Here is a 24,158-nt window from a genome sequence, read left to right as displayed (position 1 = left end):
GCGTACGTGCGGCCAGGCCGGAAAGTTGCCCGGACCGCGTGCACGCGAACGAGCACCTCACCCGGTCCGACCGGCCGAAGTTCAGCCTGCCCGTGATCCCGAGGGGGGTGCCTCTATGTCCTTCGTCAAGGACGTGGTGCCGGGTATGTGGCTGTTTGGGGTGGTCATGTGGCGAGGGTGAGGGTGGGGGTTCGGGACTCGTAGAAGGTGCCGTCGCGGAGCATGGCGAACAGGACGCTGATGCGTTGGCGGGCGAGGCGGAGAAGGGCTTGGGTGTGGGTTTTGCCGCGGGCGCGTTGTTTGTCGTAGTAGGCGCGGGAGGCGGGATCGGCGTTCATGCAGGCGAAGGCGGAGAGGAACATGGCGCGTTTGAGCTGCCGGTTTCCGCCTCGTGGTGCGTGTTCGCCGTGGATCGATGTGCCGGAGGATTTCGTGGTGGGGGCGAGGCCGGCGTAGGAGGCGAGGTGGGCGGCGGTGGGGAAGTTGGTGCCGTCGCCGACGGTGGTCAGCAGGACTGCGGCGGTCCTGACTCCGATGCCGGGCATCGAGGTCAGGACCGGGGAAAGAGGGTGAGCCTCCAGCAGGGTGTTGATCTGGGCTTCCAGGGCCCGTCGCTGTTCCTGGACGGCCGCGAGCGAGCGGGCCAGGGAGGGCACGACGATGTCGAGGGTGCCGGTCCCGGGCACGACCACGGTCTGCTCGTCCAGGGCGTCGAAGACCTCGTCGATCAGCCGGGCGGCCATGCGCGGCGCCTTGGGCCGGATGAGCTCGAGGAGTCTGCGGCGGCCCGCTTTCCTCAGGGCGGCCGGGGAGCCGTGGCGCTCCAGCAGCCACGTGACGGCCTGGTGGTCCAGACGCGGCCCCAGGACGCGTTCGAGGCTGGGGTGGAACTGGGTGAGCAGGCCGCGTATCCGGTTGCTGGTGCGGGTGGCCTCGGCGGCGAGGTCCTGGTCGAAGCCGACCAGGACGGTCAGTTCGGCGGTGATCTCGTCGGTGAGGTGCAGCGAGCGCAGGGCGTGGGGCAGGGTGCGGGCGGCGTCCGCGATGACCGCGGCGTCCTTGGCGTCGGTCTTCGCCTCGCCCGGATACAGGTCGGCGATCCGGCGCATCGCCAGGCCGGGCAGGTAGGCGACCTGGCAGCCCGCGTCCCGGGCGACGGCCAGGGGCAGGGCTCCGATGGAGGCGGGCTGGTCCACGATCACCAGCATCGTGCCGAACTTCGCGGCCAGCTTGTCGAAGACGGCCCGCAGCTTCGGCTCGCTGTTGGGCAGCTGCTTGTCGAAGACCTTCTTCCCGGCCGGAGTCAGTCCGTGTCCGTGATGGGCACTCTTGCCGACGTCCAGGCCGAGGAACACGCCCACGTCTTCGGTATCGAACATCGCGCCCCTCCAGGCGGGTTGAACGTGCCGGCCTCGGCATGGGTGTCGTACGCGCGCATCCACGTTATGCAGACCTGCCGCCCGCGAGCTGTCCGGCATTGCGCCGGACCGGGCGGTGGCCGGACCTCTCATCAGCGTCTCCGACGGCACCTCCCGGGCCCGGTGACACCACCCCCCAGGTCATCCGTTCGACAGGGGGACATAGCCATGCCGGGCCCGGAGGCCAGCGGCCCCGTTGCAGGACCGCGAAAAAGATAACTGTGAGAGTTCTTCTGCGGCCCGGGATGGGTTGCTGCCAGGCTCGGCGCCGATGATCCGGCATGACTCGAAAGATAACTGGCGCCCCGTCAGGGGCTGTCGTTCCCCCGAGATGTCTGCCGGACATCGGCGTCGACCTGGCCTACCCGTTGGCTTGATCAGCAGCTTGTCCGCCTTGCGGCGTGACTCATCACAGTTCCGCCACGCGGTGACTCCATCCAGGCCGACGCCGACCACAGTCGTCCGCCCATCAAGGAGAACAACCGAGTGGCCATCCTCGCAGAACAGGTCGACGGCGTCATCGGCGTCGATACCCACCGGGACACCCTCGCCGCAGCCGCTCTCAGCCCCATCGGGGCAGTCCTGGCCAGCACCGACTCCCCGGCCAACGCCCGCGGTTACCGTCGTCTGCTGGACTTTGCCCGCGAGCACGTCCCGGGACGCCGCTGCTGGGCTCTGGAAGGCATCGGCAGCTACGGCGCCGGACTCGCGTCCTTCCTCAGCCAGGCCGGCGAGCACGTCGTCGAGGTATGCCGGCCCAAGCGGGCCGCCAACCGGGGCGGACGAAAGACCGACATGCTCGACGCCATCCGCGCCGCAAAGGACGCCCTGTCCACCGAGCATCTGATCCAGCCCAGACTCCGTGGCGAGCGCGAGGCACTACGTGTCCTTCTCGCCACCCGCCAGGGGGCGGTCCTCGCTTCCACGGCCGCGATCAACCAGCTCAAGGCCCTGATCGTGTCCGCGCCCGACGACCTCCGCGCCGAGCTGCGGAAACTCAAGCGCCCGGCACAGGTCACCTACTGTGCCCAGATGCGGGACCGGCCCGCCCAGGACCTTGAGCACCGGATGACAGCACGCGCGCTTCGTTCCACCGCCCAGCGCGTCCAGTCCCTGCAGGCCGAGGCCAAAGACCTCGAGAAAGAGATCCTCACCCTGATCCGGGAGATCGCCCCAGAACTCCTTGGTCTGCTCGGCGTCGGACCGATCACCGCAGCTCAGATACTGGTCAGCTGGTCCCATCAGGGCCGGTTCCGCTCGGAAGCCGCTTTCGCATCCTTCGCCGGCGTCTCGCCAATCCCCGCCTCCTCTGGGCTCACCAACCGGCACCGGCTCAACCGGAGTGGAGACCGGCAGCTCAACCGCGCCATGCACACGATCACCTTGATCCGGATGCGGCTTGACCCCGCCACGAAGGCGTACGTCGCCCGCAGAATCACCGAGGGGAAGACCCCTCGCGACGCGCAGAGATGCCTCAAGCGAGTCATCTGCCGCTCGATCTTCAAAACCCTCGAACGCGCTGCTCGTCCCAAGATCGGGAGCAGCGAGGAACTTACTCAAGCCGCTTGACACGACATAGCAGCCTCGGGGGGCGACCCTGCAGCGTCTGTGCCTGGGCGCGAGTCCGAGGGTGCGGCTACACGGCGCCCGCCGCTGCCAGTGCCGCGACGGGCAGGAGCAGAATCCACTGTGGCAGGCGGAGTAGTGGCCGGGGCCAATCGACGGACAGGGTGACGGCCAGGAAGGCTGCCGCGTACGCGATGAAGTGCGCGGCAACGAACCACGCCAAAAGGCCGGTCTCCGCCGTGCCGTCCGTCAGGGCGAGGTAGAGCAGTGCGAGTCCGGAGAGCACGAGATCGGCGCTCACCATGTGCCAAACGGCGTGCAGGACGCGCTTTGGTTCGTCCGCGAGCCAGGAGGAGAGCAGCGGACGCACGACGTCGCGGTGCCCGCCGACGACGTGCACCGCGGCCACGCCGAGCGCGGTGATGCCCGCCGCGAGAAGCCAACCGTTCATCGGACCTCGATTCCTTTGGCCACGACAGTGGCCAGCTGTGCGGCCAGCTGCTGGTCCGGGTGCTCCCCGACCAGTCCCACATGGAAGAACACGGCTCCTGCCAGCGTGTCCAGAACCAGGTCCACAGGCGTTCCGGCCGCGATCTCCCCTCGCAACAAGGCCCGTTCGAAGAGGATCAGCAGGCGTTCCTTCGAGGGGGCCAGGAAGTCGCCGCGGATGCGTGCCTTCAGTTCCGGATCGGCGGCGAAGTCAGCGAGCAGCCCCGGGAGCGCCGCCGCTGCGGCAGGCGCATGGAACTCGTCGACCAGGCTCTGTAGCAGTACGGTCAGATCCCCGGCCAGCGTTCCGGTGTTCGGGGCCGGAGCGTCATCGGTGGTCGTGAAGACGGCCTCGAAGACCAACTCCGCCTTGCCCGGCCACCGCCGGTAGATCGTGTCCTTGCCGACACCGGCCCGAGCGGCCACCGCCCCGATCGATGTTGCGGCGTAGCCGACATCGATCAACAGCTCTGCCGCCGCCTCGATGATCGCCTGGTGCGATCGGGGATCTCTGGGACGCCCCCTGGAGAGCGGAGAGGAACTCATGACATTTACCTTACGGGTCGACCCGTAAAACAAACAAGAGTATCGCGGCCGACCCGGTGCCTCAGCGTGCTGGAACAGCTGGGGATCGTGCAACATGGCCAGGATCAGTCGCCTCGCCGGCGCTGGCGCCCGTCCACTGCCACCACAGCGCCCCTGACACCTTGGAGGTGGACGAGCGCTCAGCCCCACTCGCCTTGTCGGTGGCCGGCCATAGGGTCACAGGGTGAGTGACATTCTTGAGCTGATGATTGCCGTCGACCTGCGGGACGAGATCTCCGAGACGGAGTTCGCCGAGCTGAGCTGGCATCTGGGTACAGGGCCCCGGCCGGAACGCCTGTCCATCGTCACCGAGTTCCCGGTCGTGGTGGTGGACGACTCAGGGATCCCGGCTATCGAGGACGATCCCTACCCACTGCTGGCCGGTCAGGGCGCGGCATCGCGAGTGGGTGGTGTGCTCTGCTCGACCCTGGTCAGCCGCGCGGATCTACCGCGGAAGGGCTGTGCGCTGACGTCCCGACAGGAGATCCACCCGGACGAGTTCGAGAAGGTCGGCGAGCTGCTCTGCTGGCTGGCCACGAGGGCCCACGAAACCCACCTGCTCGCGAATGGCGCGATCAGGGTCGGATTCCTCAGGTTCCACGAAGCCCAGGCTCCGGATGTGCTTCAGGTCAAGACCGGGCAGGTCAACTGGCCGACCTGACAAGCGTTGCAGTTGGCTTGGTGAGGCGACTCCACACACCAGCCCTCGACCAGATCAGGAATCGGCGGTGAGCCGTCGACTTCGATATCCCGAAACACGGCGGCAAGGCCCGCCAGGCGCACCCGCTGACCAAGACGTAGACGATCGCCGCGAACAGCGTCTCATCAGGCGTATCCGGTGTTCCACCACCCTGCGACCGCGCCCTCGACGGTGGGATCAGCGTCTCCCTCCGCGATCTCCCACAACCCGTCCGGAACAATCCAACCCCAAGTACCCCGCCCCATACCGAGGCCAACCACGACTCACCACATAGGACACGGTCTTACTTGATCACCTGGTTGCCCCAGAGAGTCGAGGTCTCCGGGGTGATCATGTCTTGCCGAGCATCATCACGCCGATCCCGACCGCGACGATCACCAGCACGATGGGCACCACGCAGCCCTACACGGGACCCTTGCCCTCGGTTGATGTCATGGCCTCGACGCCAAACACGAACCTCACGTGCCCCGGGCCGCCGGGCTCTGTGCCGACCAGAGGCCACGGCTACGGGTGAGCAGCCTGGATGGGGAGCGGCCACAGTCGGACGGTGTTGTCCTCACTGGCGGTGGCCAGCGTCCGCCCGTCGGGGCTGAAGACCGGCTGCACCGGGATCCCGCCCCCAAGGGTGCTGCTGAGGTCTGCGGTGGTGACACGGGTTCGGGTTGCGAGGGACCACAACGCGAGTTTGACGGTGCGGTCGGAGATGATGACGGCGGCGATGGTGCTGCCGTCCGGGCTGATGGCTGCCCGCTGGACGACCTCCTGGTCAAGGACGGTGGTCGCGGGGCCGGCCGGGTTGGCCAGGTCAGTCAGGCGCAGCCCGTTCTTCCCCTTGCTTGCGGTGATGACGCCCCTCCGTCGGGAAGGAGAAGTCAGCGAGGACCAGGCCGCAGCCCTGCTGTGCGCGGAGGCGTTCCGTAAAGTGTGGGCCAGAGCCTGCCCACACGAGTCGTTCCAGATCCACTAGTCGAAGGCGTACAGGCCAGCTCATGCCCGCTTCCCCGTCATCCTCGGCACAGGCCGCGCGTCAACGCGTAGCCGACCGGCTGCGCGCCCTGCGAGCCGACACGGGCATCACCGGGAGCGAGCTGGCCCGGCGCTGCGGTTGGACGCACTCGAAGTCCTCCCGCATCGAGAACGGGCGGACGCCACCGTCACCGGACGACATCCGCCGCTGGTGCGCGGCCTGCGACGCGACGGCCGAAACAGCTGACCTCCTCGCGCAGTCCCGCAACGCCGAGACCATGTACAACGAGTGGCGCCACCAGGTACAGGGCGGCTTGAAGCGGCTACAGGAATCCTGGGTGCAGTTCTTCCAGGAGACCCGCCTGTTCCGCATCTACTCCTCCACGCTCGTCCCCGGACTGCTGCAGACCGAGGGATACGCGGCCGGCCTCCTTGATGTCGTCGCACGCTTCCGCGAGGTCCCCGGCGGCGGGCTGGAAGCAGCCCGGGCTCGCGTCAGCCGGTCCCAGGTCATTCACGACCCGGGAAGGCGCGCAGTCCTGATCGTCGAGGAAGCGGCCCTGCACTACCGAATGGGAGACGCGGAAGCGATGGCCGCCCAACTCGGCTACCTCCTGACGGCCGGCGCACTACCCGGCGTGTCCCTGGCGTGATCCCATCAAGCACGAAAGCCCGGGCCGTATGGCCAGTTGAGACGTTTCACGTGTATGATGACAGGCTCGTTTCAGTGGAACTCCTTTCGGCCCAGGTCAAGATCACGCAACCCTCGGAGATCGCCCAGTACCTCAAGGCGTTCGAGCAACTGCGCTCTTCGGCCGTGTACGGCGCGGAAGCCCGAGCCCTGATCCTCAAAGCCATCAACGCCCTCGACTGACCCCAGACACACGAAAGCGCCCCCTCCCCGCACCACCACCCCCACCGCGGCGCCGGCCCGGCGCTGCCAGCCCGTCATCAACATGGGTGCCACCGCCGTCACCGCGTACGCCCCGGGGCCCCTGGCCGGTGCGGCCGGTGGCTGCGGCCGCGCCCGGTCGCCGCCCTCTACGGCGTCGGACCGACAACCGCGAGCAAGCTGCGCACCTTTGGCCTGCACACCATCGGCGACCTGGCCGATACCCCGGTGCCCACCCTGGTCCGGCTCTTCGGCGCAGCCACCGTCGCGCCCTCCACGCCCACGGCCAAGACCTCCGCACGGTCCGAACGCAGCCGGTCGCGAAATCGTTGGGCGCCGAACGGACCTTCGAGCACGACGTCTTGGACCCGATCGAGCACCGTCGGGCCCTGCTCTGCCTGGCCGAGGAAGTCGCCGCCCGCCTGCGCGACGAACGGCAGGCCGCCGGCGCGCTGGTGCTGTCTGTCCGATACGCCGATCGCAGCGTCAGCACTCGCAGCCGCACCCTCGCCGAAGCCACCGCCCACACCCGCCCGCTCGCCACCACCGGATACGAGCTGTACGACCTGCTCGGCCTGCAACGCGCCCGGGTCCGCGCCCTCGGCCTGCGCGCACAGGATCTGCGCCCCGCGACCGAAGCCACCCGGCAGCTCACCCTCGACCCGGATGATGACCGCGCCCTCGCGATCGAAGCGGTCACCGACCGTGCCCGAGCCCGCTACGGACCCGGCACCCTACGGCCGGCTTGCCTCGCCACCACCGGGGAACGCCCCACCCCCAACCCGGCCCGACCGGACGGGGCGCGGACGCGGTGATCGAGGTAGGGAATCGGGGTCCACGACCCGGCGTTGTCGCATGCATGGGCGATGCACCCCGACACGACCATGACGAGCACGGCCCGCCCGCGGTCGCCGTGGCGCAGGCACGTCTTGCGGCCGATCGCGCCGACACCCTCGCACGCACCGCCGCGCTGAGCCGCGACTTCGACGCGATCGTCGCAGCGAACGCCCTGGTCGCCGTCGACGATGAGCACGACCCCGAGGGAGCCAGCACCGCCTTCGAACGAGCACACGTGGCAGCCCTGATCGCCCAGGCACTCGAACACCTCGCCGAACTGGACCAAGCCGTGGAACGCCTCGAACGAGGTGAGTACGGGCAATGCGAACACTGCGGCCAGACGATCCCATCCGAACGCCTGGAGATCCGCCCGGCAGCGACCACCTGCGTCCGCTGCGCCCAACCCGACCCGAGACGACCGCCACGCCCCGCCTGACAACCGGCGGAGCCCGGGCCAAAGGATCATCATCTGTGGGGCGCGTCTCGCCCTGTGCTGTCAGGCAGCCTCGACAACTTCGATGCGGGGTTCGGCGGGGCGGGTCTGCTTCTTGAGCCGCATCCGGGCGTCCACGAGGTGCTCGCGGGCGACGGACGCCCAGTGGGGGTGGCCGGCGACGGCGATCGACAATTCCCGGATCTCGGCCCACATCCGGTCGACCGTCTCCTTCTGTTCGTCGCTCCAGCCGGGGCTGTCGGGGACGTCGCCGCGGTGGGAGAACCCTTCACCGCGCTTCCAGCCGGTCTGGGGTTCCACGCTCCAGGGCAGGTCGGCGAGGTAGGTACGGTGTTCGGCGTGGGCGCGGTGGAGGCGCTCCTGGAGCTGAAGGAGGTCGTCGGGGAAGGTACTCTCGTCGGTCACTCCTGAATCGTAAACCTGTTCGATTTTGTGAGGGAAGTCGGCGCTCCGGTTCGTGACCCTTTCGGCAGACAGACGTGCGGGCCGGCGGCAGGTCGGGGGGCGCGACGCGGGTAGGCGCCGTGAGCTGGAGGAGGGGGTCGCGGAGGAGGTGGCGGTCGCGGCGCGTCCGGTATGGGCCGGGAATCTGTCGTTCGGGCTGGTCAGCCTGCCGGTGGGCTTGTACACGGCCACCGACAGCCACACGATCCACTTCCATCAGCTACAACGCGGTACCTCGGATCGGATCCGCAACCGTCGCGTGAACGAGCGCACCGGGGATGAGGTCGAGCTCGACGACATCGTGAAGGGCTACGACGCCGGCGGCGAGTACGTCCTGCTGGCGCAAGCCGCAGAGACGATCCCATCGCCGGGCACGTTGCGGAATGTGGCGTACGAGCAGAATTTCGACGGCCACCGGGCTCTGCTGTTCACCCCACCCGCCCCCGGCGAGCAGGTGCTGCTCCAGACAAGACGAGGCGCGCTCATCCAGGACCGCTTCCCCGACCTCGTCGCGGCCGCCATCGAGCAGTTCCCCAACGGCCTGGTCCTGGACGGCGAGCTCCTCGTCCGGGACCCCGCGGAAGGCCGACTGTCCTTCGAGGCGCTCCAGCGCCGGGCCGCCGCCCGCGCCCGCGGCGCCGCCGCCCGGGCGGCGCGAACCCCCGCCTATTTCATCGTCTTCGACCTTCTCCAGGCCGACGACATCGAGCTGCCCTATCGGGAGCGTCGCCGAAGGTTGGAGGTGCTGTTCGCCGCGCGCGGCCTGGGCGCACCGTGGACGCTGTGCCGGATGACCACCGACCTCGCGAAAGCCCGCGAGTGGCTGGAGCCTGGACGGACGTCTCCGGCGTCGAAGGCATCCTGATCAAGGCACAAGGACAGCACTACCTGCCTGGACACCGCAGCTGGACCAAGATTCAGAAGACGGGACACCACCGAGGCCATCATCGGCGCCATCACCGGCACCCTCGCCCGCCGCCAGCTCCTGTCCTCGGCCGCCACGACACCGCGGGCCGCCCCCGCTCCGTCGGCCGCAACGTGGCACGGCGCCCGGACCAGGCGCGCCAGGTCGCCGAACATCTGGAGTCCGCCGATCCCGGTCACCCGTGGACCGGCGTACGGTTCGCGGCCGCGTGGGGGTCCCGCGAGGCCCTGGACGTCGTGCTCCTCCCGGCCGGATCTGGTGGCAGAGGTCAGCGCCGACACGGCCGTCGACCACGGAGGCATTCACCGCCACCCCCTACGGTTTCGTCGTCGTCTCCGCATGGATATGGCCGCCCAGGCGGCACCCCTCTTCGGCACGGGTCCCAGCAGGGCCACGGGATGACCTACTCAGACCGCGTCCCCAGGTTGGCGCCGGGTGCTTGCGCCCGGCCGCTGCGCTCTCCGCGCTCGCCGGCGCGCAGCGGTTTTCGCCCGGCGGCTTCGGTGCTCGGCGATGCCGTGGTCCGCCGGCTCGCTCGAGAGCAGGAGCGCGGCAAGGCGTTGGATTTTGCTGTCCAGCGCGAGGGCCAGGCGTCGGCGTTCCCGGCTGCGGATGGCGGCGACGGTGTGCGCCGTGGTTTCCAGTTGGGCGGCCAGGAAGCTGGTTGGCCAGCCTCGTTCGGCGAGGTCCTGAAGGCTCGTGGCCGCTCGGTCCGAGCCAACCAGCCCGGGTAGAAAGCGCTCCCGTCTGAAGGCGCTGTTCAGGGGTACGCCGAGGATGGCTTCCGAGGTGACCCGGTGAATGACGGCCGGCCGCTCCCCATCGGGACGAAGCAGACGCCGGACGAGGGTGACGGCGACTCCCGAGATTTGGGCGATGTCCGCCGCTGACAGACCCGTCTCCCGCAATTGGCAGGCATAGGAAGCGGTTTCCGCCGCAGGGACCCGGGCGGGACGGCCGGCCTGCAGCTCCCTGTTACGCCGGGCACGATCACGGCGCGCCGCGGCTATGCACTCGGGTCGCCCGCACCCGTAGTCGGCGCAGGAGGGACTGCCATGCCGGACACGCGACCGGATCGGTTGCTTGCGGCCCTTGCCCCTGGAGGCACGGGTTGCCGGTGGCACCGGGAGGGAGGTCGGATTCATACCGGGCTGATTCTGCCCTCTCACCGCCCGGCGTTGTCAATGGGGTTGTCCTCCCACCAAAACCTCGAGCGCTGGGCTCCACAACATTGTTCGGTAGGGGTGGCGAGGCGTGCGCTGGTCGGAGAATCGGGGACCGCGAACCGGCGTTCTCGTCCGCATGAACGATCGAATCCCGGCAGGGCCAAGGCGTGGGCCCGGCCACCTTCGCCGCTGCCCGCGCACCTCTCGCGGCTGACCGCAGCGACACCCTTGCCCGTGTGGTCGCACGATCTTCATCTGACCAGGCGCCGCAGCGGCGCGGACGGTCCGGCAGGCCGTCGAGGCCGAGCTCGCTGCCCGAATACATGAGGCGCCTCTCGACGCCTTCATTCGGCTGGCTCGATACAACACCCGCCGGCCGTCCCGCCTCGGCCAGCGGGCCCCGATCGCCGACGAGGGCGACGTCCAAGCAACATCCAATACCCTGGCCCGACCCTGGCCCGAGCCGCATATACGTGTGAACAACTCGGGGGCAAGGTCCCTGACGGCTACGACGGCCTCCTGCCCACCTGACCCGCCATGGCGGACGCCCCCCTTCAAAAGGACTTCCGCCCCGTCATCAGGGCCTCCCCGCGGTAGCCGCTGGTCGCCGCCGGGTCCGACGCGGGGCGGGAACTGGTGAAGTAGTCCGCATCCTTCGGGCGGTCGGCGGCGGGGGCGGGGCGAGGGCCCGGCACCAGGTGCGGTATGTACTTGGAACAGTGGATGTAAGCCTCTTCAACGCGGAGGTGGACCCACATTTCGGGGCCGCGCCCCGGAGCGATGTCGGTGGGCAGGCCGGGGTGCGATGCGCGGAGTTCGGCATCGGCGTAAAGGTGGGCGACGCCGTTGACGTGCAGGCCGACGTGATGGTGAGTGAAGTCGACGAAAAGCATGCCGAGGTGGGGGTTCTCCGTCATGTTGCCGGCGCTGGCGAGCACCCCATTTCCCCGGAACTCAGGGTAGGCAAGAGTGCGCTCGTCCAGTACGTGTACGAAACCGGGTGGGCCCGCCCGGAAACTGGCGTCGCATTCCCCGTGCGAGTCGGCGGTGGCCAGGAAAACCATGCTCTGGCACCCGATGAACTCCCGCATCTCGGCGGTGAGGCACGGGCGCACCTGCTGGTCGTAGAACCGGGTGGCGCGGTCGGCGCTGCCCAGATGCTGTTGCAGCCGGCGTTCGCCCGCTGATCCGAACGACTGTGGGGGCAAGGGCATGGGGTGTTCTCCTGGCAGGATCAGACGGCAAGAGCAGAGCTCATGGAGCGGACAGCACGGGGGTCTCGAACGGGTCATGGTGGATGCGGTCGGGCAGGGTGCCGTGCAGCGTGAGTGTCTCGCTGGCGGAGACCACCATCGGAGCCGGTCCGCTGAGATAGACGTCGTGCTGGTACCACGGGCCGTACTCGGCCAGAACCTCCGGCAGGGATCCCCGGATGCCGGGGATGTGCTCGTGGGAGACGGCGCCCCTGATGGACAGCCAGTGATACTGCTGCGCCATGCGGAGCATGTCATCGACTCCGTACAGCTCGGCTCCGGTACGGGCTCCGAGGAACAAGTCGACCTTGTGTCGTCCGCCACGACACGCCACCTCCTCGACGATCGCGCGGATCGGTGCGAGACCGGTGCCGCCCGCCACGCAGAGCAGGTCACTGTGGACGGCTGCATCCAGCACCATGTCGCCCATCGGTGAGCCGAGCTGAAGGACGTCGCCCACGGCAGAACGGTGTACGAGTGCGTCGCTGACGGAGCCGCCCGTCACCGCACGTACGTGGAAGGTGAGGGTGCCGTCCCGACGGGGGGCGTTGGCGGGAGAGTAGTACCGCCACTGCTTGGGCCACCACGGCGTCTCAAGGCTGACGTACTGTCCGGCGGCATACGGGTACGGCATGTGGGGGCGCACGGTGACCTCGCCGATGCCGTGTCCGCGCAGAACCTTGTGCACCACTGTGGCGGGCCAGACGGCGGGTCGCTGCGCCTCGTCCTGCTCGGCGGCGCTGATCATGACGTCGGCGACCACACCGTATGCCTTGGTCCAGGCTGCGGCGATGTCCTCGGTCCAGGCGGGACCGGCGTAGCGGGCCAGAGAAGCGAGGAGGCATTCCCCCACGGCGGGAAAGTGCGCGCTGAGGGTGCCGAACTTGCGGTGATCGCGGCCGAGGTGGCCGCAGAAGCGGACCAGGCTCTCCGGGTCGTCGACCAGGTCCACGATGCGCAGCAGTGCGCGCAGCAGACGGCCGCGCTGGGCGTCCATTCCCGGGGGGAACATCGGACGGACCTCGGGGTAGCGGGCGAAGAGGATTGCGTAGAAGTAGACCGTCATGTCGGCGGCCAGCGGTTCGACGACGGAGACGGAACTCCGTATGAGTGCTATCTCGTGGGCCGAGAGCGGCGGCTCGACGGCTGGCTCGGCACTGGTCGAGGGCGAGGCGGCAGTCGCATGGGGCACGGGCTCCTGCGGGTGCGATTGAGCGGGTGGGTTTGTCGGGCGTCCGATCCGGAACCTCAAGAGACCAGTGCTCCTCCCGTCGGTGTGCGACGTGGACGCGAGCGTCCGGTAGCAGGGCCGTTCATGAGGCCGGAGCCTTGCGGCCCGTAGGCAGAGCCCTCACCCGATCTGCCTCTCCCGAGGATGGCAATCGTGGCGGCTACGGGGGCGGGCATGAGTCCTCCTGGTGGAGACGGGTAGCTAAACGGATCAAACGGTTCCGGAGGCTACATCATCGTCGTGGTGACTCAGAAGTAGTGAGGAGCACCACGGCCGGCGCGGCCGACTCCGCGCGCGGCTATACCGCCTCGAAAGACAGTTGGTGCAAGACACCGGATTCCCTGTATGAGCCCGACGGGGAGCTTGTTCGTGCACAGCGACCCGAAGGAAGCCCCCTGTCAGGCTCCCTGACCCTGCCCTCGATATGGTTTGCCAACCCCCCGGTTCCTGTGGGCACGCCCCCCTTCCTGGCAGCAGCCCCTCCACGGCGCCGACGAACCGGTATTCCGGCGGAGGGACACTGATGGGCCGAACCAGTAACTGAGCCCATCGGTACACACACCCTACGAACCGCTGTACCCGGCGATGGCGCTGTTGTCGGCGAGCGCGGATCTGGTCCGCTGGCGGACAGCCGCTAAACAGACGCAATGAAGCTCGGAAAGACGACTGCCAAGCTGGGACTTCCCCTTCGGCGCACCACCACCTACGCCGCCTCCGAGTCGGGAACCGCAAAGTCCTCCGAGCGGGTTTACGCGAGCACGCCGAGCGCGTCGAGACAAACATTGGGCTGGCTGCCGACGCGCTGCTGGTAGAACGCGAAGGGGCCGCGTCACCCCGCCCTGAAGGTGGGTGACGCGGCACGGCGACACTGGTCCTGGCCTTCCTGGTCTGATGCGTATCCGTCAATGCGTGGCAAGTTCTCCGATCTGTTTGGCGAGGTCGGCCGTGGGGGTGTGGATCCGTCCGAGTTCTTCGTGGCGGTCCATGCCGAGTTGGTCGACTGTGTCCTTTACGGCTTCGTCGGAGACGGAGATGTCGTCGGGGGCGGTTCGGGTCTCGTAGCGCATGGTGATGCCGACCGCGGGGGCAGTGGGCTGGGTCTGCTCGTGCGGGACGGGCGTGAAGTGCGTGATCTCACCGTCGTCGTCGCCCTCCAGGACACCGATCTGCCCCGCCCAGTGGCGGGCGTCGCGCATTTCGCCGCGGCGTAGGTGGAGGAGGTAGAGGCACAGGGCGCCGGTGGGGTTGCCGGCTCCGGCGGCGAACTGCCACCAGAACTGGGCGCCGTCTTCGATGTGGGCGAGGTCCAGGAGGCAGGCGAAGGCGAGTGCTCCGCCCGGGTCGCGTCCGTCCTGGAAGCGGGCGATGTAGTCGGCCGCCTCGGTGTCGGTGATGACGTTTTGAGACAGGGCCCAGAGCTGGTGGGCGGCCTGCTCGTGGAGGGCCGCGGGCCGGCTCGCCTGGGCGGGCGGTAAGGCGGGGGCGCCGACCAGGAGCTGGCTCCAGCGGGCCTCGTTGAGGTGGTTGATCAGGCGCTCGCGGGCGGCATCGAGGTGGGCGGGGGTGTAGTCACCTTGGAAGACCCGTGCGCGGGCCAGCAGGTCGTCGATGGTGCGGGGGGTGTGAAGCACGGGTTGGTCACTCCTCGTCTTCGATGCCCAGTTCGATGTCCAGGCCCATTTCGGTGGCGATTCTGCGGCGCGCACTGCAGCGCAGGGTGCGGACGGTCGCGGGTGTGATGCCCATCGTGTCGGCTGTCTGCTTGGTGATGTACTTCAGGGCGTAGCACAGGACCATGACATCGAACTGGCGCTCCGGAAGGCGGTCCATGGCCGCATAGAGGCCGATGCTGTTCTCGAGTTCGTCCATCTGTGCCCGGAACTGTTCGCGGAAGTCGCGAAGTACCGCCGTGGTCGCGGCCCGGGTGGCGCGGTCGAAAGCCATGGTGGCGCTGGCCGCCGGCTCACGGCCACTGATGATCAGCTCGTCGGCGACCAGCAGTTTGTGCTGGGCCCAGGCGTAGGCGGCCATGTTGGGCTGCGCGGTCAGGTGCGCCCATATTGCCGCGAGGTGCACGAACGTGGCGTGGACGACGCTTTCGGCTTCCTTCTCGTCGCCGAGCAGGACGCGGGCGTATTCGAGGTAGGGCTTGTGGTGCAGGGCGAGGAAGGCCCAGTAGGCGTGGGGCATGATCCGGCTGGGTTCGCGCGTCCCTGCGGAATCCGGGGGTGGCTGCTCGGTCATCATCGACTCCCCTCGTCCAGCGCCTCGGGGCGGGACAGATCCCGCTGTTCGACCAGACTCGCCGCTCCCACTCGGACGCCGGCGCCCAGGAGGCGCCGCATCAGGGCACGCACGTCGGGTGCGAAGGCGCGTCCCGCGGCGGCCAGGGCCAGCGCCAGGCTGGCCACGTCGTGGTTCATCACAGGGTGGTGGTCCTATTCATGCTTGAAGGGGGTGAGTGCCGTTTCCCCGGGCGGCGCTCGGAGCGGGGTTGCTCTCGTGGACCAGCAAAGCGGGTGAGGGTGCCCATTCGTGGAGAGGGCCGCCGACCCAATTTCTCGCGGAGGGTTACCCACCGGTCCCTCAGAATCCGCACAGAGGTTCGCAGTTGGACGTTCCCGGGGTCATGTGCCCCATTCGGCTTCTCGCCCTCGCCCGTGACCTGCACGGTTATCCGATCCGTGAAGGTTCAAGTTCCCTTTGCTTTGAGGAATCATCATTCGAAGTCGCAACGCTCTGTGACGCAGACCACAAAGCCCCGAACGACAGCACGCCTTGTGCGCCCCCTAGTGCGCCGGGCGTACTCAAGCCATACCGATCCGAACTCGCCAACCGGTGGCACGCAGTGGTCGCGTTCGGCGGCGCATCAGATCCAGAGCGTGCCTACTTCGGGGCTTCTCCTACACGTGGACGAAGATTCGCCGCTGGGCGATGACTGCCCGATTTCCCACACGCGTTGGCCGAGATCCACTGCTGGACCCCGGCCGCGCTCCTCGCGCCCACACCAGCGGGCGTCACGGATCAGTCACAGCCCACCCATACCGGTCCCGGCGCCGACACCATGGTGCGATGCGCACACACCACACCGTCACCCTCTTCGCTGCCGGTCTCCTTGCCCTCACCGGCTGCTCCGAGGCCACCAGCGAGCCCCAGGCCGACGCCAAGGTCGCCTCCTCGCCGTCCGCATCGCAGTCGAGCGTCTCCCCCGAGGCGCTCAGCTCCGCCGCCGCGGCCGCCGGCATCCCGCCCAGCCCCGCCCCCGAGCAGCGGGCCATCTACCTCGCCGCGCTCAACAAGATCGACCCCGAGATCGTCAACGGCAAGGACGACAAGGCCATCAGCCGCGGGCTGAGCCAGTGCCAGTCCATGAAGGACGAGAAGGACCCGACCAAGCGTGTCGAGTCCACGAACCGGCGCTTCATCAGCCCCAACCATCCGGACGGCTTCGGCCCCACCAAGGCCGCCTTCATCCTCGCCGCCGTACAGACCAACCTCTGCCCCACGTACTGACGGGGCCACAGACCACCACGGTGCGAGTGGGTGCGGGTACGCCCGCCCGAGACGAGGGCCCCGAGCGGCACCCGGCAGACGGGGCGGATGGTCGTTCGGCCTTCTGACTCTGATCGGGCTCCGGCTGGAGGCCGATCCGGGGTCGCGGGGCGGTACGCCTATGCCGATCAGCTGACCTGGTAGGCGCCTTGAGGAGCGTCCTCGAAGAGCCTGATGATCCTCTCTCGGAGCAACAGCAGACCGTCGAGCCTGGTCATGAAGCTCTCCGACAGCCGCCTCTCGCGAAGCATCTCGCGACGCTGCTTGTATCGAGCGTTCACGAGAGTCTGGCCCCAGCCGATGCCCTGGTCTTTGAGAATCTGCTCCGCGCCGTTGAATTCCCTGGGCACCGAATGCTTGGTGACGCTCCCGGTGCCCAGCAGTTCGCCGATCCTCCTCAGTTCCCCGAGCGTCATCCGGACGGCGAGCCCAGGGGGCACACGCACCGAGGGCGGAGCGGGGCAGACCCCGAGAAGGGACTCGATCTCCTCCGCAAGATCTTCCAACTGCGCAGCCTCGTACCGGATGGCATCCAGGGCCGCGTGCAAGGCCTCGCTCGGGACCTTCGTCCACACGAAACGAGGGTCCTCCGACGAGTCGGAGAAGCGCACCGGGCGCGTCATCTCGTCCTCACTCTCGGCGCGACGAACGTCGTGCGACCAGGGAGTGACGAGGACCATCGAGGCCATGGCCTGGCCAAAACCCGCGTTCATGTCCAGAGCCGGCACCACGGAGGACAGGAGGCTGTCCCGGTACTGGCCGAGGAGCTCGTCGAGCGCGTCCTCGGTGCGTGAACCCGTCGAGCTTCCACGCCATGGCCTCCCGTTCCGCCGGCGACAACTGCCGGAGCGCATCCAGGACCGCCGTCGGCTGCTCGCTGAGCAGGACCAGGTCTACCGGACACGTGCCGCCGGCGCGGTCCGGGACGGGATCCAGCGGGTGTGTACGGCTCGTGGTCTGACGCAGGTAGTTCCGGTAGGCGACCGTGCGGAGCCAGGCCCCCTGCGACCTCTGTGGCGGACTGCCGCGCCCCACAGCCCCGACACCCGTGGGAGGGTGACCCCGTGACCACGACGACGCTGCAATGCCCGGACACTCCCCTGCCCCCGGCCCAGGGCCTGCCCTGGGCGGTCGGCGTGGGCCGTGTCGGCGGCCGTGGCAGAGTCCAGGTGTGCGGCCAGTTGAGTCCCGGCTGATGGCCACCAGAATTCCAGGTGGACGGCCGTCCGGCCTGCGGTGTTCCTGATCGCTTCCGTAGACGAGGGAGACCCCTTCGTCCGGTTTGCTGGTGTTTGCGAAGCATCAGCGAATCGGTCGAAGAGGTCCTGTGACGAAGTCTGACAGAGAGATCATGGAGATATTCGAGGCGTACGACCTGACCGAGACGGTCTGGTCGGCGGCCGCCCTCACGGGGCACGACCCGAAGACGGTCAAGCGGTATGTCGAGGCCCGTGCCAGCGGGCGGAACCCGTTCGGGCGCGAGCCGCGGCCGAAGATGATCGACGCGTTCCTGGAGAAGATCGAGGAGTGGGTCGAGCAGTCGAAGGGGACGATCCGCGCCGACGTGGTCCACGACAAGCTGGTGAAGATGGGCTTCCGTGGCAGCGCGCGCTCGACCCGGCGGGCGGTGAACGCGGCGAAGACCGCGTGGAAGGCCGGCAAGCGGCGGACCTAACGTCCGTGGATCCCCGAGCCCGGGCGGTGGCTGCAGTTCGACTGGGGCGAGGGCCCGCGCATCGGCGGGCGGCGGACCTGGCTGTTCTGCGCGTGGCTGTCCTGGTCCAGCTTCCGGGTGGTGATCCCGGTCTGGGACTGCACCCTGGGCACCTTGGTGGCCTGTCTGGACACCACGTTGCGGTGGATCGGCGGGGCTCCGACCTACGTGCTGACCGACAACGCGAAGACGGTCACCGTCGAGCACATCGCCGGGATCCCGGTCCGGCACCCGCAGATGGTCGCCGCGGGCCGGCACTACGGCTGCCAGGTCGTCAGTTGCGTTCCCTACGACCCCGAGTCAAAGGGCGGCGCGGAGGCCACGGTCCGCATCGCGAAAGCCGACCTGGTCCCCACCGAGGCGAACCTGCTGCCCGCCTACGACACCTTCGCCGAGCTCGCAAACGCCTGCCTGATCTGGTGCGACACGGTGAACTCGCGTCGGCACCGGGCGACCGGTCAGATCCCGGCGGACCGGCTCGACATCGAACGCACCACCTTACACGTCCTCCCGCTGGAGCCGCTGGCACTCGCGCTGGGCGAGGAGCGCGTGGTCGGCTCGGACCGCACTGTCAGCTTCAACTCGGTGCGCTACTCGACCCCGCCCGGCTACACCGGCGCCAGGGTCTGGTGCCGGGTCGTCGGCGACGAACTGTCGATCACCGCCCGCACCAGCTCCGGTGACCTGTCGGAGATCTGGCGTCACCAGCTGTCCACACCCGGCATCCCGCAGATCATCGATGCGCACTACCCCGACCACCCCGACGGCCGCTCGGTCCATCAGCCCCGGCTGCGACCGCGCTCGGAGGCGGAGGTCGCGTTCGTGGGCATCGGACCGGGAGCCGGACGCTGGCTGAAGGAGGCCGGACCCGCCGGAGCGTCCCGGATCCGCGCCAAGACGGCCCACGCCGTCGAGCTCGCCGCGGTCCTGGGCAGCGACCGGGTCGACCAGGCCCTCGGGCTCGCGGCTGCGGCCGGGCGCTTCGCCGAGAACGACCTGGTCTCCATCCTGGAACACATCGCGGCCAGCAAGCCCGTCGGCCAGGTCGTCCGCGCGGACGAGGCCCACTCCGTCCAGAACGGCACCATCGCCTGGCAGGCCCTGGGCCGACAGCAGACGGCGACTGGGGAGTCGAGGGCCGACTGACCGCAGTCAGTCGCCGATGAACCACAGATACAGGTGCAACCCGCGCTCCACGACCTGGCACAGCTCGCGGGCCTGCACGACCCAGTCACCGCCCAAGTCGTCAGGAAGCCGGTCGAGTTCCGCCAGCAGCAGCGGCACTTGCCGCTGGTTGAAGACCGCATCCCCATACGGCGTCAGGGCCCAGAGCATCGGGAACTCCGCCGGGTCCAGATCCGCGAAGCCGGCCGTCCACTCCACACCGGCCTTGGCGCGAGCCACGACGTTCCTGCTGTCACCACGCACCGCCATATTGATCATCCGCCGAGCCTATCGGCGCCCACCGCGACCCACGAAGGAATTACCGACCGTGACGTTTCCCCAGGCCCCGGCCCTGCCCGAGGAGCTCGACAAGCTGATGCGCCGGATGCGCCTGCCCTACATGCGCAAGGCCGCACCCGACGTCCTGGCGACCGCCCGGGCCCAGCGGTGGGACCCCGCCGAGGTCCTGCGGCTGCTGATCTCCGAGGAGGTCACCGGCCGCGACGCGGCCACCCGGCGCCTTCGCCGCCACTCGGCGAACTTCCCCACCGGCAAGACCCTCGCGTCCTGGCGGGCCGAGGACTCCACCATCCCCGAACCCACCCAGAACTCCCTGATCACCCTGGAGTGGATCGGCCGCGCGGAGAACCTGGTGATCGCCGGCCCGTCCGGGACCGGGAAGTCACACTTCACCGAGGGTCTGGCCCAGGCCGCGATCGAGAAGGACCTGCGGGTCGCCTGGTTCACCCTGGAGACCCTCGCCGCCGCGATCGGCAAGTCGAAGGTCGACGGCTCGACCGCCCGCACGGTCGCCCGGATCTGCCGGGCCGATCTGATCGTGATCGACGACATCGGCCTGCTTCCGGTCGGCGAGGACGCCGCCGAGGCGTTCTACCGGATCATCGACGCCGCCTATGAACGCCGCTCGATCGCGGTGACCAGCAACATCCACCCCTCAGGGTTCGACACGATCATGCCCAAGACTCTCGCCGGGGCCAGCACCGACCGCCTCATGCACCATGCTCACCTGGTGACCACCACCAGTGACTCGCACCGCCTCGCCGAGGCCCTCGCCGGCAAGGGCGTGGTCCCCTTGACCTGACCCCCACCCCCAGGAACACCACTGGCCACAGGCATGGATTTCTGATGGCCACCAGCCCGGACACCCGACGGCCGCCCACCTGGGCATCTCAATGGCCGTTGACAGGCCGGGCCTGCTTCGCCTGCGGCAGGAAACCCACCGCCGGCGCCGTCTCCCGCGGAAAGATCTCCAGCCGGCCAGGAGTCCACAACACCGACAACGAGGTACGGGCCTGCCCCAGGACAAGGCCCGCCTCATGAACGCGCGCCCCGCGCGACCCACCGGTGAAAAGGACGGTCGGCCACCCATTTGCGGGCGGTGCGGAGCCCGGGCCCTGGCGATAGGCGGCCCCGAAGGCGGAGTCATCGTGCATGAGAGGTCCTGCCCCAACCGACGCGAAGGCGAACCGGCAGCCCGCCCGCCTCACACCACCTGATTCCGGCTTGCCCCGCTTGGGGTGGTTTGCTGGAGCGGCGGGCCCAACCACGGTGCGCCGCTCCGGCAGCCGGGAATGCGCTCCGATACGCGGGCGCGCCCCCGGGGTGTGGTGTCCGGCTCGGGACGCACACCACACGAGTGATCCGGTCTCAGATCACGTGAGAGCCGATATTCGCTCCCTGCCGACCACGCGCGGGGAGACCTGCCTGGAAGCCGACTGCGCTCGGTGTCACAGGGAGAGGTAGTAGTTGCCGACCGCGGACAGATAGCGGTGGTCGGCTGTATCGCTGTCGGTGGCGAACCGTGGAGCGGCTTTGATCTGCTCGCGGCTCGGTGCGACCTTCACCGTCTGCGTTTCGGTGTCGATGACGGTGACGGCGCCCGCCGGGATCAGCACGCTCTGGCCGAACACCCACATGCCGGTATCGACCACCAGGTGTTGTCTGCCGGGCTGGTCCTGCTGACGGTCCACGTGCCCGATGGCGCCATCGGCGGCCTCCACGGTGAAGCCCACCAGTGACTGGCGCGACGTGTATCCGCTGTCCTGCGCGTACATCCACACGCTGCCCACAGCTTCGTCCCCTCCCCCTCGACACCCAGGCCCAAGGCTCTCGGATCGTATCGACCCTCCTCATTCCCCGGCATGCGTCGGACATTCGAGGGACGCATCCGCTGACGCCCGCGTTCGATGAGCTCCAGCCGGAACACGACCGAAGGAGCCCGTACACGCGTCGCTCATCGCGGTCGGCGGCCGCGACCAAGGCGCCGCGTCTGGGCCTTGCAGCGGCCGGCCGGCGGCCTCGCAGTTGTCCCTCGCAGAGTGCAGGCGCGCACGCTGCCCCGCCGAAGGCCGCGGCGAGCCGGCCTCGACGCGGATCAGGGCCGCGCAGCGTCTGCCGCGCGGCCCTGATCCGGTACACCTGGAGCCCTGCCGGCACCGCGGGGATGAGGTCCCCAGCCGGAACTGTGGGCGCCCGTACGGTCCTGGATGGGGTGGGTCAGGCCGGGTTGATGTTCTCGGCCTGGGGGCCCTTCTGGCCCTGGGTCACGTCGAACGTGACGACCTGGCCCTCCAGGAGCTCGCGGAAGCCCGAGGAGTTGATCGCCGAGTAGTGAGCGAAGACGTCCGGGCCGCCGCCGTCCTGGGCGATGAAACCGAAGCCCTTCTCCGCGTTGAACCACTTCACAGTTCCCGTAGCCATATTCATGCCTTCCAGTCGATTGAACGCCTCCCGCACCCTGCGGAAGACGGAGGTGATCGCCCTGGTTCCTGCGGCACAGCACAGCAAAACGCCCACGCCGAAGGCGTGGGCAAAGGGAACTTCCGAACCACGACAGCTTGAGCCCGACGCTACACGCCGGCACCCTCCGTCACCACGTGAAACGACTCGTACGCCGCACTCCATCGAGAGCGCGCGCAGGAGAACGAACGTGCCGGCGGGCACGCACCGATTCACGTTGCGGGAGGCGGGTCCGTCGCCGCGGCGGCATTGCGGTATTCGGCGTTGAGGCGTTGGGCCTCTTCCAGCTGGTCTTCGAGGATGACGATGCGGCAGGCCGACTCGATCGGCGTGCCCTGGTCGACGAGCTCCCTGGCGCGGGCCGCGATCCGCAGCTGGTAGCGGGAGTAGCGGCGGTGACCGCCCTCCGAGCGGAGCGGGGTGATCAAACGGGCGTCTCCGATGGCGCGGAGGAAGCCTTGGGTGGTGCCGAGCATGGCGGCGGCCCGACCCATCGTGTAGGCGGGGTAATCGTCGTCGTCCAGGTGACCGCCCAGCGGGCCGGTCGGGGTTGCTGCCGTCATCGCACCTCTCTGTGAAACGCGTGGAGGGGCCCCGGTGCCTGTGGCACCGGGGCCCCGAAGGAACTGCTACACCATCTACCGGCCCTAGTCCTGCGCCGGCCTACTGTTTCCGCCGACCCGACCTGAATGCCGTCGGGTGTACGGGGATCGCGGTTGCTTGACCGGAGACCACCTCACAAACGATGTCCTGCGGTACCCGGACTCGACACTTGCGTCCGGGCGATCCTGATGGCGCCAATTCCTCCGTTCATCCCTCGGGATCAACTACATACCAAATGGGGACTACATACTGCTGGAACTACTGGTACTGCTCCACTCGATACTGCTGATACTGCGTACTGCGTGTACTGCTCGTGACCTGATCAAGCGCCACGTCTTCGGCAGCCAGCCCCGTCGCCCAACCTGCATCAACTCTGGCTTAGAACCCCACTGCCGAACTTCCCGGCACACACGCCCACAATCGACGCCCACACCGAGGTACCGCGAACTGCATTTACTGCTGGTACTGCGAACTGCGTGTACTGCTGGGTGCTGCTACTGCGGTACTGCTCGTGGTGGCCCCTGATCACCGCGGGCCACCCGGTCCGGTCGCCAGTCCCGTCGCCGACCTGCACAAAACTGGCTTCGACACTCCACCACCGCACCGTCATGCGTACTGCAACTACAGGTACTACTTGTACTGCTGCCTGCCAGTTCGTCTCTGCCAGGCCCTGCGGTCCTTCTGGGTTACGAGAGAAACCATAACCACACCACCGCCCGATGTCTAATCCAGCCGGCATAGATTTCCGCGCGCTCGACTGCGAGGTAATCGACCTCGGGCGACCGTCGCGGCGGCCGGGCACGCAAGTCGGTCATCGACGGGGTAACCCGCACAGGTCGGGGCACAAGAACCGCACGGACAGGACAGGACGGCGACGATCAGGGACCAGGTGATCCGATGGACACGATGAGCGTCACCGTCGCCCCCGGCCGCTGCGGGACCTCCATCGCCGGAGCGCGCGAGAGCGCCCGGCGCTTCTTGGAAGACCTCCTGCCGGTCATCGCGGCCGAGGCCGCCGAAACCGTGGTCATGGTCGTCTCCGAGCTCGTCACCAACGCTCTGCGCCACGGCGGCGGCACCGCCACCATGAACCTGACCGCGCACCCCGACGGCATCGAGGTTGCCGTGTACGACGACAGTCCGCGGGCACCGCGCATGCGCACCCCGGACCTGAAGGGCGGCACCGGCGGATTCGGCTGGCCCATGGTCAACCGCCTCGCCCACACCACCGCCGTCACCCCTTGGCCGGCCGGCGGGAAGACCGTGAGCGCCCTCCTCGCCCGATAACGCTGCCGGCGACCTGCCCACGAGAAATCTTCGCCGGTCACCGCCGGCGCCAACGCCGCACAGCCGCGGCCGCCCCGGCGGGACTGCTCGGCCGGACTCGAAGCACGGGCCGTGACCCGCCATGAGGACGATCCGTTGGGGATGTATGACAT

The 24,158-nt window shown here is 68.6% G+C and carries 24 protein-coding genes and 3 pseudogenes; 10 read left to right on the top strand and 17 right to left on the bottom strand.

Annotation, left to right across the window (positions count from 1 at the left end; genetic code table 11):
• Nucleotides 1-164 precede the first annotated feature (164 nt).
• The gene (locus OHA84_RS36445; RefSeq protein WP_266967207.1) at nt 165-1,379 is read right to left on the bottom strand and encodes an IS110 family transposase; all 1,215 of its coding nucleotides are present in this window, start codon (nt 1,377-1,379) and stop codon (nt 165-167) included.
• 525 nt (nt 1,380-1,904) lie between these two features.
• Between OHA84_RS36445 and OHA84_RS36440 the strand changes: the two genes are divergently transcribed.
• Entirely contained in the window at nt 1,905-2,987 is a 1,083-nt protein-coding gene (locus tag OHA84_RS36440) for an IS110 family transposase (RefSeq protein WP_266967209.1), read from the top strand.
• A gap of 67 nt (nt 2,988-3,054) precedes the next feature.
• Here OHA84_RS36440 and OHA84_RS36435 read toward each other — a convergent pair whose 3' ends face one another.
• A complete protein-coding gene (locus OHA84_RS36435; RefSeq protein WP_266967211.1) occupies nt 3,055-3,435 on the bottom strand; it encodes a hypothetical protein in 381 nt (126 codons plus the stop codon).
• On the bottom strand, nt 3,432-4,019 hold the full coding sequence (locus tag OHA84_RS36430; RefSeq protein WP_266967213.1) for a TetR/AcrR family transcriptional regulator: 588 nt from the start codon (nt 4,017-4,019) through the stop codon (nt 3,432-3,434). Before OHA84_RS36430 ends, OHA84_RS36435 begins: the two co-directional genes overlap by 4 nt.
• 223 nt (nt 4,020-4,242) lie before the next feature.
• On the opposite strand from OHA84_RS36430, the gene OHA84_RS36425 reads away from it, so the two are divergent.
• Complete coding sequence (locus OHA84_RS36425) at nt 4,243-4,719, top strand: hypothetical protein (protein ID WP_266967215.1); 477 nt, start codon at nt 4,243-4,245, stop codon at nt 4,717-4,719.
• 22 nt (nt 4,720-4,741) lie between these two features.
• On the opposite strand, the pseudogene OHA84_RS36420 reads toward OHA84_RS36425, so the two are convergent.
• Nucleotides 4,742-5,003, bottom strand: a pseudogene (locus OHA84_RS36420) (transposase); the annotation flags it as partial.
• A gap of 259 nt (nt 5,004-5,262) precedes the next feature.
• Entirely contained in the window at nt 5,263-5,364 is a 102-nt protein-coding gene (locus tag OHA84_RS36415) for a WD40 repeat domain-containing protein (protein WP_353962524.1), read from the bottom strand.
• Nucleotides 5,365-5,747: 383 nt separating this feature from the next.
• On the opposite strand from OHA84_RS36415, the pseudogene OHA84_RS36410 reads away from it, so the two are divergent.
• The 3 genes and pseudogenes from OHA84_RS36410 (at nt 5,748) to OHA84_RS36400 (ending at nt 7,889) form a co-directional block, all read left to right on the top strand.
• Nucleotides 5,748-6,598, top strand: a pseudogene (locus tag OHA84_RS36410) (helix-turn-helix domain-containing protein).
• Nucleotides 6,599-6,978: 380 nt separating this feature from the next.
• The gene (locus tag OHA84_RS36405) at nt 6,979-7,431 is read left to right on the top strand and encodes a hypothetical protein (protein ID WP_266967217.1); all 453 of its coding nucleotides are present in this window, start codon (nt 6,979-6,981) and stop codon (nt 7,429-7,431) included.
• 44 nt (nt 7,432-7,475) lie between these two features.
• Nucleotides 7,476-7,889, top strand: coding sequence for a TraR/DksA C4-type zinc finger protein (locus tag OHA84_RS36400; protein ID WP_266967219.1), 414 nt, complete (start codon nt 7,476-7,478; stop codon nt 7,887-7,889).
• Nucleotides 7,890-7,949: 60 nt separating this feature from the next.
• Here the strand turns inward: OHA84_RS36400 and OHA84_RS36395 are convergent, their stop codons facing one another.
• Nucleotides 7,950-8,312, bottom strand: a complete 363-nt coding sequence (locus OHA84_RS36395) for a hypothetical protein (RefSeq protein ID WP_266967221.1) — start codon at nt 8,310-8,312, stop codon at nt 7,950-7,952.
• 148 nt (nt 8,313-8,460) lie between these two features.
• Between OHA84_RS36395 and OHA84_RS36390 the strand changes: the two genes are divergently transcribed.
• Nucleotides 8,461-9,216 (top strand): Ku protein, encoded by a 756-nt coding sequence (locus OHA84_RS36390; protein WP_266973782.1) that lies wholly within the window; start codon nt 8,461-8,463, stop codon nt 9,214-9,216.
• 467 nt (nt 9,217-9,683) lie between these two features.
• Here the strand turns inward: OHA84_RS36390 and OHA84_RS36385 are convergent, their stop codons facing one another.
• The 6 genes from OHA84_RS36385 to OHA84_RS36360 all read right to left on the bottom strand — a co-directional run bounded on the left by OHA84_RS36385 (nt 9,684) and on the right by OHA84_RS36360 (nt 15,349).
• A complete protein-coding gene (locus tag OHA84_RS36385; protein ID WP_266967223.1) occupies nt 9,684-10,184 on the bottom strand; it encodes a hypothetical protein in 501 nt (166 codons plus the stop codon).
• A gap of 812 nt (nt 10,185-10,996) precedes the next feature.
• Nucleotides 10,997-11,656 carry a pyridoxamine 5'-phosphate oxidase family protein gene (locus tag OHA84_RS36380; protein WP_266967225.1) on the bottom strand — a complete coding sequence of 220 codons (660 nt, stop codon included), beginning with the start codon at nt 11,654-11,656 and terminating at the stop codon, nt 10,997-10,999.
• A gap of 40 nt (nt 11,657-11,696) precedes the next feature.
• A complete protein-coding gene (locus tag OHA84_RS36375) occupies nt 11,697-12,887 on the bottom strand; it encodes a globin domain-containing protein (protein WP_266967227.1) in 1,191 nt (396 codons plus the stop codon).
• A gap of 941 nt (nt 12,888-13,828) precedes the next feature.
• Nucleotides 13,829-14,557, bottom strand: coding sequence for a hypothetical protein (locus tag OHA84_RS36370; protein WP_266967229.1), 729 nt, complete (start codon nt 14,555-14,557; stop codon nt 13,829-13,831).
• Nucleotides 14,558-14,564: 7 nt separating this feature from the next.
• Nucleotides 14,565-15,170, bottom strand: coding sequence for an RNA polymerase sigma factor (locus OHA84_RS36365; RefSeq protein ID WP_371591565.1), 606 nt, complete (start codon nt 15,168-15,170; stop codon nt 14,565-14,567).
• Nucleotides 15,170-15,349 carry a hypothetical protein gene (locus OHA84_RS36360; protein WP_266967233.1) on the bottom strand — a complete coding sequence of 60 codons (180 nt, stop codon included), beginning with the start codon at nt 15,347-15,349 and terminating at the stop codon, nt 15,170-15,172. The genes OHA84_RS36365 and OHA84_RS36360 overlap by 1 nt, the downstream gene beginning before the upstream one ends.
• A 649-nt stretch (nt 15,350-15,998) precedes the next feature.
• On the opposite strand from OHA84_RS36360, the gene OHA84_RS36355 reads away from it, so the two are divergent.
• The gene (locus OHA84_RS36355; RefSeq protein WP_266967235.1) at nt 15,999-16,439 is read left to right on the top strand and encodes a DUF732 domain-containing protein; all 441 of its coding nucleotides are present in this window, start codon (nt 15,999-16,001) and stop codon (nt 16,437-16,439) included.
• Between the two features lie 167 nt (nt 16,440-16,606).
• Here the strand turns inward: OHA84_RS36355 and OHA84_RS36350 are convergent, their stop codons facing one another.
• Nucleotides 16,607-17,209 carry a hypothetical protein gene (locus OHA84_RS36350; RefSeq protein WP_266967237.1) on the bottom strand — a complete coding sequence of 201 codons (603 nt, stop codon included), beginning with the start codon at nt 17,207-17,209 and terminating at the stop codon, nt 16,607-16,609.
• 620 nt (nt 17,210-17,829) lie between these two features.
• On the opposite strand from OHA84_RS36350, the pseudogene istA reads away from it, so the two are divergent.
• Nucleotides 17,830-19,338 (top strand): annotated as a pseudogene (istA, locus tag OHA84_RS36345) (IS21 family transposase).
• A gap of 6 nt (nt 19,339-19,344) precedes the next feature.
• Here istA and OHA84_RS36340 read toward each other — a convergent pair.
• Nucleotides 19,345-19,635, bottom strand: coding sequence for a hypothetical protein (locus OHA84_RS36340; protein WP_266967243.1), 291 nt, complete (start codon nt 19,633-19,635; stop codon nt 19,345-19,347).
• A 97-nt stretch (nt 19,636-19,732) separates the two neighbouring features.
• Between OHA84_RS36340 and istB the strand changes: the two genes are divergently transcribed.
• A complete protein-coding gene (istB, locus tag OHA84_RS36335; RefSeq protein WP_353962533.1) occupies nt 19,733-20,458 on the top strand; it encodes an IS21-like element helper ATPase IstB in 726 nt (241 codons plus the stop codon).
• Nucleotides 20,459-21,104: 646 nt separating this feature from the next.
• Here the strand turns inward: istB and OHA84_RS36330 are convergent.
• From OHA84_RS36330 to OHA84_RS36320, 3 genes are all read right to left on the bottom strand, one after another.
• The gene (locus tag OHA84_RS36330) at nt 21,105-21,446 is read right to left on the bottom strand and encodes a PRC-barrel domain containing protein (protein WP_266967247.1); all 342 of its coding nucleotides are present in this window, start codon (nt 21,444-21,446) and stop codon (nt 21,105-21,107) included.
• A gap of 427 nt (nt 21,447-21,873) precedes the next feature.
• Nucleotides 21,874-22,077 carry a cold-shock protein gene (locus OHA84_RS36325; RefSeq protein ID WP_266967249.1) on the bottom strand — a complete coding sequence of 68 codons (204 nt, stop codon included), beginning with the start codon at nt 22,075-22,077 and terminating at the stop codon, nt 21,874-21,876.
• A gap of 251 nt (nt 22,078-22,328) precedes the next feature.
• On the bottom strand, nt 22,329-22,679 hold the full coding sequence (locus OHA84_RS36320; RefSeq protein WP_266967251.1) for a MerR family transcriptional regulator: 351 nt from the start codon (nt 22,677-22,679) through the stop codon (nt 22,329-22,331).
• A gap of 937 nt (nt 22,680-23,616) precedes the next feature.
• Between OHA84_RS36320 and OHA84_RS36315 the strand changes: the two genes are divergently transcribed.
• Nucleotides 23,617-24,006 carry an ATP-binding protein gene (locus OHA84_RS36315; RefSeq protein ID WP_266967252.1) on the top strand — a complete coding sequence of 130 codons (390 nt, stop codon included), beginning with the start codon at nt 23,617-23,619 and terminating at the stop codon, nt 24,004-24,006.
• Nucleotides 24,007-24,158 lie beyond the last annotated feature (152 nt).

The sequence above is a fragment of the Streptomyces sp. NBC_00513 genome, from assembly GCF_041431415.1.
Classification (GTDB): domain Bacteria; phylum Actinomycetota; class Actinomycetes; order Streptomycetales; family Streptomycetaceae; genus Streptomyces.
This window is presented reverse-complemented; position numbering and strand designations above follow the sequence as displayed.

What these genes read in the sequence shown, in the direction of transcription:
- OHA84_RS36360 (WP_266967233.1), bottom strand. Translation starts at nt 15,349, where the DNA reads ATGAACCACGACGTGGCCAGCCTGGCGCTGGCCCTGGCCGCCGCGGGA.
- OHA84_RS36315 (WP_266967252.1), top strand. Translation starts at nt 23,617, where the DNA reads ATGGACACGATGAGCGTCACCGTCGCCCCCGGCCGCTGCGGGACCTCC.
- OHA84_RS36435 (WP_266967211.1), bottom strand. Translation starts at nt 3,435, where the DNA reads ATGAACGGTTGGCTTCTCGCGGCGGGCATCACCGCGCTCGGCGTGGCC.
- OHA84_RS36430 (WP_266967213.1), bottom strand. Translation starts at nt 4,019, where the DNA reads ATGAGTTCCTCTCCGCTCTCCAGGGGGCGTCCCAGAGATCCCCGATCG.
- OHA84_RS36320 (WP_266967251.1), bottom strand. Translation starts at nt 22,679, where the DNA reads ATGACGGCAGCAACCCCGACCGGCCCGCTGGGCGGTCACCTGGACGAC.
- OHA84_RS36355 (WP_266967235.1), top strand. Translation starts at nt 15,999, where the DNA reads ATGCGCACACACCACACCGTCACCCTCTTCGCTGCCGGTCTCCTTGCC.
- OHA84_RS36340 (WP_266967243.1), bottom strand. Translation starts at nt 19,635, where the DNA reads ATGATCAATATGGCGGTGCGTGGTGACAGCAGGAACGTCGTGGCTCGC.
- OHA84_RS36445 (WP_266967207.1), bottom strand. Translation starts at nt 1,379, where the DNA reads ATGTTCGATACCGAAGACGTGGGCGTGTTCCTCGGCCTGGACGTCGGC.
- OHA84_RS36400 (WP_266967219.1), top strand. Translation starts at nt 7,476, where the DNA reads ATGGGCGATGCACCCCGACACGACCATGACGAGCACGGCCCGCCCGCG.
- OHA84_RS36325 (WP_266967249.1), bottom strand. Translation starts at nt 22,077, where the DNA reads ATGGCTACGGGAACTGTGAAGTGGTTCAACGCGGAGAAGGGCTTCGGT.
- istB (WP_353962533.1), top strand. Translation starts at nt 19,733, where the DNA reads ATGCGCCGGATGCGCCTGCCCTACATGCGCAAGGCCGCACCCGACGTC.
- OHA84_RS36365 (WP_371591565.1), bottom strand. Translation starts at nt 15,170, where the DNA reads ATGACCGAGCAGCCACCCCCGGATTCCGCAGGGACGCGCGAACCCAGC.
- OHA84_RS36380 (WP_266967225.1), bottom strand. Translation starts at nt 11,656, where the DNA reads ATGCCCTTGCCCCCACAGTCGTTCGGATCAGCGGGCGAACGCCGGCTG.